Annotated in this window: 9 protein-coding genes and 3 rRNA genes; 4 read left to right on the top strand and 8 right to left on the bottom strand. The window is 46.2% G+C overall.

The features are described 5' to 3' along the window. Window positions 1–102 precede the first annotated feature (102 nt). From rrf to M3M37_RS06645, 4 genes are all read right to left on the bottom strand, one after another. Window positions 103–219: ribosomal RNA gene (gene rrf / locus M3M37_RS06660) — 5S ribosomal RNA — on the bottom strand. Between the two features lie 70 nt (window positions 220–289). Then, a 23S ribosomal RNA gene (locus M3M37_RS06655) occupies window positions 290–3,205 on the bottom strand. Window positions 3,206–3,418: 213 nt separating this feature from the next. Next, window positions 3,419–4,994: ribosomal RNA gene (locus M3M37_RS06650) — 16S ribosomal RNA — on the bottom strand. The 16S, 23S and 5S rRNA genes sit together here, the layout of an rRNA operon. A 308-nt stretch (window positions 4,995–5,302) precedes the next feature. Beyond that, window positions 5,303–5,845, bottom strand: a complete 543-nt coding sequence (locus tag M3M37_RS06645) for a hypothetical protein (protein WP_252795029.1) — start codon at window positions 5,843–5,845, stop codon at window positions 5,303–5,305. A gap of 99 nt (window positions 5,846–5,944) precedes the next feature. Here M3M37_RS06645 and M3M37_RS06640 point away from each other — a divergent pair, with 99 nt between their 5' ends. From M3M37_RS06640 to M3M37_RS06630, 3 genes are all read left to right on the top strand, one after another. Continuing rightward, the gene (locus M3M37_RS06640) at window positions 5,945–7,132 is read left to right on the top strand and encodes a thiolase family protein (protein WP_252795028.1); all 1,188 of its coding nucleotides are present in this window, start codon (window positions 5,945–5,947) and stop codon (window positions 7,130–7,132) included. A 73-nt stretch (window positions 7,133–7,205) separates the two neighbouring features. Beyond that, window positions 7,206–7,730, top strand: a complete 525-nt coding sequence (locus M3M37_RS06635) for a GNAT family N-acetyltransferase (RefSeq protein WP_252795027.1) — start codon at window positions 7,206–7,208, stop codon at window positions 7,728–7,730. A gap of 12 nt (window positions 7,731–7,742) precedes the next feature. Continuing rightward, entirely contained in the window at window positions 7,743–7,922 is a 180-nt protein-coding gene (locus M3M37_RS06630) for a hypothetical protein (protein ID WP_252795026.1), read from the top strand. 157 nt (window positions 7,923–8,079) lie between these two features. Here the strand turns inward: M3M37_RS06630 and M3M37_RS06625 are convergent, their stop codons facing one another. The 4 genes from M3M37_RS06625 to M3M37_RS06610 form a co-directional block, all read right to left on the bottom strand. Beyond that, entirely contained in the window at window positions 8,080–8,625 is a 546-nt protein-coding gene (locus M3M37_RS06625) for a hypothetical protein (protein ID WP_252795025.1), read from the bottom strand. Between the two features lie 96 nt (window positions 8,626–8,721). Next, window positions 8,722–9,048 (bottom strand): AzlD domain-containing protein, encoded by a 327-nt coding sequence (locus M3M37_RS06620; protein WP_252795024.1) that lies wholly within the window; start codon window positions 9,046–9,048, stop codon window positions 8,722–8,724. Next, window positions 9,035–9,742, bottom strand: coding sequence for an AzlC family ABC transporter permease (locus M3M37_RS06615; RefSeq protein WP_252795023.1), 708 nt, complete (start codon window positions 9,740–9,742; stop codon window positions 9,035–9,037). Before M3M37_RS06615 ends, M3M37_RS06620 begins: the two co-directional genes overlap by 14 nt. 3 nt (window positions 9,743–9,745) lie before the next feature. After that, window positions 9,746–11,191 (bottom strand): APC family permease, encoded by a 1,446-nt coding sequence (locus M3M37_RS06610; protein ID WP_252795022.1) that lies wholly within the window; start codon window positions 11,189–11,191, stop codon window positions 9,746–9,748. Window positions 11,192–11,426: 235 nt separating this feature from the next. Between M3M37_RS06610 and recA the strand changes: the two genes are divergently transcribed. Next, on the top strand, window positions 11,427–12,542 hold the full coding sequence (gene recA, locus M3M37_RS06605) for a recombinase RecA (RefSeq protein WP_252795021.1): 1,116 nt from the start codon (window positions 11,427–11,429) through the stop codon (window positions 12,540–12,542). Window positions 12,543–12,558: the final 16 nt, after the last annotated feature.

Genomic DNA, 12,558 nt, shown 5'->3' with positions numbered 1-12,558 from the left:
ATAAATAATTACTTCTATTAATGCCAAGCTTTTAGAATTTTATCAGTAATATCATGCACAAAAAAAGACACCCTCGAATTGCTTCGAAAGTGCCTTTACTGCGCGTGGCAACGTCCTATCCTCGCAGGGGGCGATCCCCCAACTACTTTTGGCGTGCTAAAGCTTAACTGCTGTGTTCGGCATGGGAACAGGTGTATCCTTTAGGCTATCGCCACCACACTCTGAGTGAACTTCGTTCCCTCAAAACTAGCTAATATTATTTCCTGCTGAGTTTCCATTCTGCTTTTCCTTGGTTAAGTCCTCGACTGATTAGTATTAGTCCGCTTCACGTATCGCTACGCTTCCACTTCTAACCTATCGACCTGATCATCTTTCAGGAGTCTTACTTCCATATAGGAATGGGAAATCTCATCTTGAGGCGAGTTTCACACTTAGATGCTTTCAGCGTTTATCTCATCCATACATAGCTACTCAGCGGTGCGCCTGGCGGCGCAACTGATACACCAGCGGTATGTCCATCCCGGTCCTCTCGTACTAGGGACAGCTCCTCTCAAATTTCCTGCGCCCGCGACGGATAGGGACCGAACTGTCTCACGACGTTCTGAACCCAGCTCGCGTACCGCTTTAATGGGCGAACAGCCCAACCCTTGGGACCAACTACAGCCCCAGGATGCGATGAGCCGACATCGAGGTGCCAAACCTCCCCGTCGATGTGAACTCTTGGGGGAGATAAGCCTGTTATCCCCAGGGTAGCTTTTATCCGTTGAGCGATGGCCCTTCCATACGGTACCACCGGATCACTAAGTCCGACTTTCGTCCCTGCTCGACTAGTCAGTCTCACAGTCAAGCTTGCTTCTGCCTTTACACTTACAGAATGATTTCCAACCATTCTAAGCAAACCTTTGAGCGCCTCCGTTACTATTTAGGAGGCGACCGCCCCAGTCAAACTGCCAACCAGACACTGTCTCCGAGCACGATGAGTGCTCAGGGTTAGAGTGTTCACATAGCAAGGGTAGTATCCCACGGGTGCCTCCACCGAGACTAGCGTCCCGGTTTCAATGGCTCCTACCTATCCTGTACAAGCTATGTAAACACCCAATATCAAGCTACAGTAAAGCTCCATGGGGTCTTTCCGTCCTGTCGCGGGTAACCTGCTTCTTCACAGGTATCTTAATTTCACCGAGTCTCTCGTTGAGACAGTACTCAAATCGTTACGCCTTTCGTGCGGGTCGGAACTTACCCGACAAGGAATTTCGCTACCTTAGGACCGTTATAGTTACGGCCGCCGTTTACTGGGGCTTCATTTCGAGGCGTCGCCGAAGCTAACCTTTCCACTTAACCTTCCAGCACCGGGCAGGCGTCAGCCCATATACTTCATCTTACGATTTTGCATAAACCTGTGTTTTTGATAAACAGTCGTTTGAGTCTCTTCACTGCGGCTGACCTGACGGTCAGCACCCCTTCTTCCGAAGTTACGGGGTCATTTTGCCGAGTTCCTTAACGAGAGTTCTCTCGCTCACCTGAGGATCCTCTCCTCGACTACCTGTGTCGGTTTGCGGTACGGGTAGTTAATTACTCACTAGAAGCTTTTCTCGGCAGCGTGACATCGGTTGCTTCTCTACTTTAATTTCGATCCTCATCAACGCTTGTCAACCCGGTCAGAAGCATTTCACTCCTCACCTGACTTACGTTTTAAACATCCTTTTCCAGCCGGATGCTCAACCTAGCCTTCTGCGTCCCTCCATCGTTCCAACATAATTAACTAGTACAGGAATCTCAACCTGTTATCCATCGCCTACGCTTCTCAGCCTCGGCTTAGGTCCCGACTAACCCTGGGTGGACGAGCCTTCCCCAGGAAACCTTAGTCATTCGGTGGACCAGATTCTCACTGGTCTTTCGCTACTCATACCGGCATTCTCACTTCTAAGCGCTCCAACAGTCCTTCCGGTCTGCCTTCATTGCCCTTAGAACGCTCTCCTATCACGCAACGTAGTTGCGTCCGCAGTCTCGGTAATATGCTTAGCCCCGGTAAATTTTCGGCGCAGAATCACTCGACTAGTGAGCTATTACGCACTCTTTAAATGGTGGCTGCTTCTGAGCCAACATCCTAGTTGTCTAAGCAACTCCACTTCCTTTTCCACTTAGCATATATTTAGGGACCTTAACTGGCGGTCTGGGCTGTTCCCCTTTCGACGATGGATCTTATCACTCATCGTCTGACTCCCGGACATAAATCAATGGTATTCGGAGTTTATCTGAACTCAGTAATCCAAGACGGACCCCTCGCTCAAACAGTGGCTCTACCTCCATGATTCTAATTCCGAGGCTAGCCCTAAAGCTATTTCGGAGAGAACCAGCTATCTCCAAGTTCGTTTGGAATTTCACCGCTATCCACACCTCATCCCAGCACTTTTCAACGTACACGGGTTCGGACCTCCGGTGCGTATTACCGCACTTTCATCCTGGACATGGATAGATCACCTGGTTTCGGGTCTACGGCAACATACTAATTCGCCCTCTTAAGACTCGCTTTCGCTACGGCTCCGCTTTTTCGGCTTAACCTTGCATGCAACTGTAACTCGCCGGTTCATTCTACAAGAGGCACGCCATCACCCCTTAACGGGCTCTGACTGCTTGTAGGCACATGGTTGCAGGAACTATTTCACTCCCCTTCCGGGGTGCTTTTCACCTTTCCCTCACGGTACTGGTTCACTATCGGTCACTAGGGAGTATTTAGCCTTGGGAGATGGTCCTCCCGGATTCCGACGCCGTTTCACGTGTGGCGCCGTACTCAGGATCCTGAACTGAGGGAATTCAATTTCGCTTACGAGACTATCACTCTCTTTGGTGCAGCTTCCCAACTGCTTCAGCTATCAAATTCTTTTGTAACTCAAATGTTCAGTCCTACAACCCCGAACCACGAAGGTTCGGTTTGGGCTATTCCCAGTTCGCTCGCCGCTACTTTGGGAATCGAAATTTCTTTATCTTCCTGTGGGTACTTAGATGTTTCAGTTCCCCACGTCTGCCTCTGCGTAGCTATGAATTCACTACGTAGTGATTAGTCATTACACTAATCGAGTTTCCTCATTCGGAAATCTCCGGATCACAGCTTACTTACAGCTCCCCGAAGCATATCGGTGTTAGTTCCGTCCTTCATCGGCTCCTAGTACCAAGGCATTCACCATGCGCCCTTTCTAACTTAACCTATAATCCGACGGATTATAAATTATTGAGTTTAGCGATTAAACACATTAAAAAACTCAAATTACACAATGGTTTTCTCGGTTAAAATTATATCAATCAATATAATTCTTACAGAAAATAATATTATCTAGTTTTCAAAGAACTAAGTTTGAGAGTAATCCTCTCAAAACTAAACAAGACTTTGATCGGTGTAAGGTTCCGTATTATTCCTTAGAAAGGAGGTGATCCAGCCGCAGGTTCTCCTACGGCTACCTTGTTACGACTTCACCCTAATCATCTGTCCCACCTTAGGCGGCGGACTCCAAACGGTTATCCAACCGACTTTGGGTGTTACAAACTCTCATGGTGTGACGGGCGGTGTGTACAAGACCCGGGAACGTATTCACCGTGGCATGCTGATCCACGATTACTAGCGATTCCAACTTCATGCAGGCGAGTTGCAGCCTGCAATCCGAACTGAGAACGGCTTTAAGAGATTAGCTTGACCTCGCGGTTTCGCAACTCGTTGTACCGTCCATTGTAGCACGTGTGTAGCCCAGGTCATAAGGGGCATGATGATTTGACGTCATCCCCACCTTCCTCCGGTTTATCACCGGCAGTCTCTCTAGAGTGCCCAACTCAATGCTGGCAACTAAAGACAAGGGTTGCGCTCGTTGCGGGACTTAACCCAACATCTCACGACACGAGCTGACGACAACCATGCACCACCTGTCATTCTGCCCCCGAAGGGGACACCTAATCTCTTAGGCTAACAGAAGATGTCAAGACCTGGTAAGGTTCTTCGCGTAGCATCGAATTAAACCACATGCTCCACCGCTTGTGCGGGTCCCCGTCAATTCCTTTGAGTTTCAACCTTGCGGTCGTACTCCCCAGGCGGAATGCTTAATGCGTTAGCTTCGGCACTGAGAGGCGGAAACCTCCCAACACCTAGCATTCATCGTTTACGGCATGGACTACCAGGGTATCTAATCCTGTTTGCTACCCATGCTTTCGAGCCTCAGCGTCAGATGCAGACTAGACAGCCGCCTTCGCCACTGGTGTTCCTTCATATATCTACGCATTTCACCGCTACACATGAAGTTCCACTGTCCTCTTCTGCACTCAAGTTTCCCAGTTTCCGATGCACTTCTTCGGTTAAGCCGAAGGCTTTCACATCAGACTTAAAAAACCGCCTGCGCTCGCTTTACGCCCAATAAATCCGGACAACGTTTGCCACCTACGTATTACCGCGGCTGCTGGCACGTAGTTAGCCGTGACTTTCTGGTTAGATACCGTCACGCCGCGAGCAGTTACTCTCACAGTCGTTCTTCTCTAACAACAGAGTTTTACGAGCCGAAACCCTTCTTCACTCACGCGGCGTTGCTCCATCAGACTTTCGTCCATTGTGGAAGATTCCCTACTGCTGCCTCCCGTAGGAGTATGGGCCGTGTCTCAGTCCCATTGTGGCAGATTACCCTCTCAGGTCTGCTACGTATCATCGCCTTGGTGAGCCATTATCTCACCAACTAGCTAATACGCCGCGGGTCCATCCAAAAGCACTAGCGCAAAGGCCAGCTTTCAAACTAAAACCATGTGGTTTTAGTTGTTATACGGTATTAGCATCTGTTTCCAGGTGTTATCCCCTACTTCTGGGCAGGTTACCCACGTGTTACTCACCAGTTCGCCACTCGGTCCGATCTAAAGTCAAATCCGTGCAAGCACTTCATTTCATTTAGGAGACCTCGTTCGACTTGCATGTATTAGGCACGCCGCCAACGTTCGTCCTGAGCCAGGATCAAACTCTCATTTTAAATGAGAACTTTACTAGCTCTACTTTATTATTTGTTTCTTAAGCGAATTGACTTCGCAAATGTTTAATTTTTAAACGCTAGTTTAAAAATTCCTTACACTTTTTGTAATCAAAATCTTGTTCAGTTTTCAAAGAACTACTCAGTCATCAATTACTTGACAACTTAATTATCATAGCACGTTTTAGCCAATCAAGTCAAGAAATTAATTTGATTAATTAAAACGACATTGATTGCTTAATTAGCAACAGGAATTACTATATCAGGCTAAGCAGCCCACGTCAACCATCTTGGTCAAATTAAGTCAAATTTCATTGATCTTGATCTGTATAAAGTACAATTCCTGCCTGTGGATGCTGCTTTAGATATAATTTAGTAAAGTCATTCACGGCCTGATGGTCTTTCACATCAATTCCTTCACGTCGCATGGCGGCAACTAAGTCCCGATAAAAATCATCGAACTTAGGATTGTACAAAGACTGTAAACCCTTCGCGTTAATGTTAACCCAGTCAATCAGATGCGAAGCATTGGGCAACTTTTTTTGGGAACCCAGATAACCAAATAACTTTTTCAAAGCGAAAGGAATCAAATCATACAGTTTCTGAGTCTGATCGTCTTTTTCTAATAAGACGACAAACCGGGAGAACATTACCTCACCCACCAGTTGATCATCCCATTGCTCTGGTTGTTTGCCTAATCCGACGACCGCAATTTCCACAAAGCTATCAATAATAGTATCTAAATCTTGTTGTTGTGCCGGGTCTAAATGCGCCACGTCTGGTTCTTGCATAATTTGTTCCAGCCACTGGTCAATTTCTTTGCCAACTGCTTGAAATTGTTCCATTTTATCCATATAACTACCATCCTTTCGTCTCATCAATTATACTATCAAAAGTGCTCTCGATAACATAGCTAATCCCAAAATTCATTCACCCAAGGAGTGATATATATTATGAAACAAGTTGCAGTGATTAGCGCCAAACGAACCCCGATTGGCAAAATTAACGGCCAGCTCAGTCAGCTGACCTCCGTTGAACTAGGAACGATTGTTACCAAAGCCGTTTTGGCAGATAGTGGCCTTGCAGCCCATCAAATTGACCAAGTCATCTTTGGTAACGTGATTCAAGCCGGTGGGGGCCAAAACGTGGCGCGTCAAATTGAACTAAACAGTGGCATCCCAGCTAGCAGTACCGCCTGTACCATCAATCAGGTCTGTGGTTCAGGAATGAAAGCAGTCCGCATGGGGCAAACCGCCATTCAAACTGGCGATTGTGACATTGTCATTGTCGGTGGGACGGAAAGCATGTCCAACGCTCCCTACCTCAATCGGCAAGTCCGAGGTGGTCATCCGTTTGGTGGTTTCACCCTCGAAGACAGTATCGAAAGTGATGGTCTCAACGATGCTGATAGTCATCAGCCAATGGGAACGACGGCCGAAACGGTTGCCGAACGTTTCCACGTTTCTCGAGCAGAACAAGATCAATTTGCTCTGCGATCTCACCAACAAGCAGCTCAAGCGACTGCGGATCAAACTTTTGCTGCAGAAATCGTCCCCGTTACGATTCACCACAAAAAAGAGGACGTGACCATTACAACTGACGAAACAATTCGGACCGATACTAGTCTCGACAAACTAGGTAAGCTCCGGCCTGCCTTTGCTAATGAAGGAACTGTCACTGCCGGGAATGCAGCCAGCCTCAATGATGGTGCCTCTGCCCTGCTTTTAATGTCAGCTGAGCGAGCAGCTGAACTGGACCTCACCCCGTTAGCAATCCTTGACGATTACGCCGAAGCCGGATGTGATCCCCAAATTATGGGCTACGCGCCCTTCTACGCCGTTCACAAGCTTCTCGACAAAACGGATACTGACATCAACGACTTCGATTTAGTCGAACTCAACGAAGCCTTTGCCTCCCAAAGTGTAGCAGTTGCTCGTGATTTAAAGATTGATCCTGACAAACTCAACGTTTCTGGGGGAGCAATTGCCCTTGGTCACCCGCTCGGTGATTCAGGTGCTCGAATTCTCACCACTTTGATTCACAACTTACAACGAACTAAAAACCGCCGCGGACTTGCGACCCTTTGCATTGGAGGTGGCATGGCAATGGCGTTCAGCCTGCACCTCCCAACGGTACAATAGTAGTTGTCATTGTCACCGCAATTCTTTATAATGGAAAATCGTTGACTTAAAAATAGTAAGGGAGTGTTTGATTATGACTTGTATTTACGTTCGTAAAGCAACTGAAAAGGATTTGGATGCCATCAGCGACATCATTAACGCTGGAAGAGGTTTCCTGAAGGAACAAGGAATTGACCAGTGGCAGGGATCATATCCTTCGCGCGACGACATAAAACGCGACGTCGACAACGGAATTGCCTACGTCTTAGAAGTCGATGGTAAAGTAGCGGGTTCTGCTACCCTCCACCTAGGAATTGATCCAGATTACCTTGAAATGGAAGAAGGAGAATGGAAATACGGCTCAGAAGCCCACTACTCTGCCATTCACCGGGTTGCAGTTTCTAATAACTACCGAGGCCAAGGACTTGCTTACAAATTAATTAGTGGTCTGCTCACCATTTCCGGGCTACTCGGCTTCAAAGATGTCAGAATCGACACTCATCCGAAAAACAAGGGAATGCAACACATCATCGTAAACAGTGGCTTCACCAAACGGGGCATCATCCGAACCAAGATTGAAGAAGACGACCGCTTTGCTTACCAAATCGAAATACACTAGGAGAATCAAGCCATGGGAACTACGGCAGTAATGTGGAAATTAATTATCATGATCAGCACGGCTCTATTAGTAACGGTGGCAGCCTTAATTTGGGTCCTAATGCATCATCCCAAAACGCAAGTCACCCGGCTGGTGATCCTGCTGATCATCTTGCTGTTTTTAGTGCTCGGCTGGTGTACGTTAATCTTCTAGACCAAAAAATAACTCCGAAAGTCAATCAACTTTCGGAGTTATTTTTTGTTAGTAATTAATATATGAACTAATTTAAAGTTAGTTAAAAACTCACTATAAGAATAAAATAGAACCAAAATATGGTAAATTTTATAGAATCAAAAATACAAAAATCTGTTTAATTATCCCAACCAGTAGTATACGTTCCATTTTTTTTAACTTGATATATCTGCACCATTCCACTTCCACCACCTTGTTCTTGAGTTGACTTAGATACGACTTTAATTATGTACCTGTCATTAGGAGATGTTAGTAATTCATAGCCGTAATCAGGGTTGTCACCAGAAGCTTTTCTTACAATATCAATTGCTTCATCTGAAGAATTAATAGATTTTACTTCCTTATGACTATCATCGCTATCGTGATAATTACTACTTGTTTTATTCATATTAGCTGTATTGTTTTGTGATGTGGAATTAGAAGTATTTGAATTACTGCTATCATCTGCGCCTTTTAATTCCGTGGAAGTTTTGCTATTACTTTTTGAATAATCAGATTTCTTTTTTTGCTTATCACTTTTATCTTTATTATTTTGATTATTACTCTTTTTTGTTTGCTTCGTTTTTGAGTTATTATCGCTATTATTATGGTAATTATTACATGATGTCAAACTAAATAATAAAATAAATGTCAACGGAAATATAAAAATCTTTTTGTTAAACATAGTATTGCAGTCTCCTAAGTTAAAAAAATTAATATAAAAATCATTGTAATTATTACATAACCATAAATATAAAATCAATATCTAATATAGTTAAAATTAAACTACGAACCGAATTATGGCCAGGGAAACAATTCCCACTGCTACGATGACCAACAAGTTTTTACTAATAACGGCTGAAATCACCGTGGGTACGGAGGCTACCAGATTTTGCCAGTCCAAAGTCGGCAGGTGCCCGAGGTGTTGGTGAAATAAACCAGTAAACCAGAGGGCAGCCATAATTACAACCGGGACAAAACTGAGGAACTCGACCGCTGCCATCGGTAGTTCAAACCGTTTTAACAGTAAAAATGGAATAACCCGATTCAGCCAGGTCACCACTCCACAGCCAACGATAACCAGCAGAACAAATTTAAAAGAAAGCATGTTTCAACAACACCCCCAATCCGCACCCAATCAGGGTCACTAGGATTAACAGCAAATTGCTCGGGACAAAAATCATTCCCACGTAGACTAAGACCAGCGTAATAAGAATCATGATAACTTGAAGCCGGCGATCAATAGTTCGATCTGCCGCCACTTGCAGGTACAATAACCCAATAAACATCGCAATAAAGGCAAAGTCCAATCCAAATTGATTGGGATTGGGAATCAAACTGCCTAACGCTCCCCCAATTCCAGAAGAAATGATCCAGGTTAGATACGCCACCAGGTTGGAGGTATTGAGCCAATCAAAGGATAACTGGCGGTTAGTGTAATTTAACTTGTTCATGCTTAGGGCAAAGGTTTCATCCGTCAATAATGAACCAATGATAACGTTGCGCAGTAACGATTCCTTTTTCATGAACGGCGCCACTGTCATCCCCATCAGTAACATCCGGGCTGACAGCAAAAAGACCGACAGCACGATGGCAGAAAATGAACTTCCCGCTAACAACATGCTGACGATCACAAACTGAGCGGCTCCCGAATACGTAATGGCTGACATTAGCGTAATCATTAAGACGTTGAGACCGGCTGCTTTAGCTACGATACCAAACGCGAGGCCCACGCCAATGTAGCCCGAAAGGGTCGGAATCGTATCCTTAAATCCGGCTTGAGCGCTCAAATCATTCTTCACGAACTAGGCCCCTCCTTGCTCAGATTGACCATGCGCTGTTTTTGAATGACGGGCGCCGTAAAAAATGTAGATTAGCAATCCAATAACGAACCAGGCCAGCGTCAATAACTTAGCATCATTACTTAGTTCCCAGAAAATCACAAACGAAACTAGCGCTGACAAAGCGGGTAGTACCGGATATAACGGCATCCGGAACTTCGGAACCGGTAAATCCTTACCTTCCCGCGGCCGAAGCGCGTAGATTCCTAGTGAAACGAACATAAAGGAAATTAAGGTTCCAGCAGAAACCAAGTTAGCCAGGAACGTGAACGGTAGCATTGCCCCCACCAACACGGCAGCAACCGTCACCACTAAGAGGGCATTCGCCGGGTTATGCTTCTTGTTTACGCGACCTAATTTCCGGGGCAATAAGCCGTCCCGACCAAAGGCATAGACCAACCGTGAGCTAGCTAGCTGGGTCCCAATTAATGAAGCAAAGATTCCCACGATGGCAACTAACGAGAGCAGGTTAGCCGTCAATAGGTGACCAGTTTGCCGCAAGGCCCAGGCCGATGGTTCGGCATTGCCAGCGTAAGTACTGTATTTGAACATTCCGACGAGGACCAGCGAAACGCCCACAAACAACAGACTTCCGATGATTAACGTCCCTAGAATTCCGCGTGGCATGTTCTTACCGGGATCCTTGGTTTCCGCAGTATTCGATGCAATCACGTCAAAGCCTCCATAGGCCACAAAGACCTGTGCTGCTCCGGCTAAGATTCCAGTAAAGCCTCCAAAGGCCGTGCCTGGACGGTGAGCCGGAATAAACGGATGATAGTTAGCGGGGTGAATGGCAGTCAATCCGACCACAATGAACATCACAACCACAGCCACCTTAAGAATTACCAGCACATTTTCTAACTTGTTAACCCCCGCCATTTTGCGGCTTAACAGCAGACTAACTAAGATAATCGAAAGCGCGGCAAAAAGGTCAAAGACCCCACCTGTTTTCGGGTTATACCCTGAGGCTAGGTACGACGGGAGATGAATCCCAAACTCCCCTAAAAAACCCTGGACGTAAGCTGACCAACCGGATGCCACGAAGGTAATTGCCAAAAAGTACTCGGACAACATTAGCCACCCGGCAATCCAGCCAAACCCTTCGCCAAACAACACGCTAATCCAAGAAAAGGCCGATCCGGCCACCGGTAACGTCGCTGCCATTTCGGCATAGGCTAACGCTGCGAGCCCCGCACCAACTCCGCCGACGAGGAAGGCTAAAGCTACCGCAGGCCCCGTATGTTCCGCTGCCACAATTCCAGGTAGAGTAAAGATAGCGGTTCCAACCACCATTCCTAGTCCCAACCCCAGCAAATCCTTCGTTGTCATATGGGGTTCCAGGCGCGAATCTTGATCTAACAAGCCTTGGGCAGATGCCTTCCGGGTAATCCGTTCCCAAATTTTATTCATAAAAAAACCTCCTTAGCCAAACTGATTAATTATTGACTCATTATAATAGTTAATTTTTTGCAAAGATACACATTTTTCCAAATAAGTTATAATTAACGGAGAGCCAGGCAAAATATTTCCGTTAATTAGCTTAAAACTGAACCGTTTTCGGTTGGAATTTCGTACTTAATAGCGTAGAATAATTATTATTGAGGAACCAAACATACGTTCACGCCAAACAGAAAGGGTGCTTTGAATGGCCACAAATTCAAAAAAGAGCGCGCAAGATGCTCGTCAAGCTGAACTTGACAAAGCTTTAAAACAAATCAAAAAAGAATTCGGAACTGGAGCCATCATGCGGATGGGTGAAACCCCTAATTCTAACGTTGAGGCCATTTCCACGGGGATTCTCTCCCTGGATATTGCCTTAGGAATTGGTGGGTTCCCTCGCGGTCGGGTCGTGGAAATTTTTGGAGCTGAATCTTCCGGAAAAACCACAATTGCCCTGCAGGCCGTGGCCGAATTGCAAAAAAACGGTGGTACTGCTGCCTACATTGATGCCGAAAATGCGATGGATCCGGAGTACGCCAAGGCCCTCGGAGTTAACATCGATGACTTATTACTATCCCAGCCTGGAACCGGTGAGGAAGGTCTGCAAATTGCAGACGCCCTAATTGGTTCTGGAGCCATCGACCTCGTAGTGGTAGACTCCGTGGCTGCGTTAGTCCCGAAATCCGAAATTGAAGGTGACATCGGTGATTCCCACGTGGGACTCCAAGCCCGGTTAATGTCACAGGCTTTGCGGAAATTAACCGCCAATATCAATAAGACCAAAACCGTCGTGATTTTCATCAACCAACTTCGAGAAAAAGTCGGGGTCATGTTTGGAAATCCGGAAACCACTCCCGGTGGTCGGGCTCTGAAGTTCTACTCAAGTGTTCGATTGCGGGTAAGCGGTAGTAAGCAATCAAAGGAAGGCCAAGAAGTCGTGGGGAAAGAAACCAAGATCAAAGTGGCTAAGAATAAGGTGGCACCACCATTCAAGACCGTTGACACGTTGATGAGTTTTGGGCACGGAATCGAACCGGTTGCCGACATGGTGAACCTGGCCGTTGATAAAGATATCATTAACAAGTCCGGGTCCTGGTACTCCTATGGAGAAGAACGACTCGGTCAGGGATTGAACAAGACCGTGGCTAACCTGAAGGAAAAACCAGAACTTGTGGATGAATTAACCCACAAGGTCCGGGTCGCTTACGGGATTGAAAAAGAAGACCCAGAAGCAGAAAAAGATGCCGTAAAAGCTAATGCTAAAGAAACAGCTACAACCAACACTTCAACTAAATCAGAAGAAACCGATTTAGACGTCTAGAGTTACGAAGAGCCCC

Origin of the sequence: Fructilactobacillus carniphilus (assembly GCF_024029675.1) — a bacterium.
Classification (GTDB): Bacteria; Bacillota; Bacilli; order Lactobacillales; family Lactobacillaceae; genus Fructilactobacillus; species Fructilactobacillus carniphilus.
Note: the sequence above shows the minus strand (reverse complement) of the source record. Positions and strands in the feature narration are given on the sequence as shown.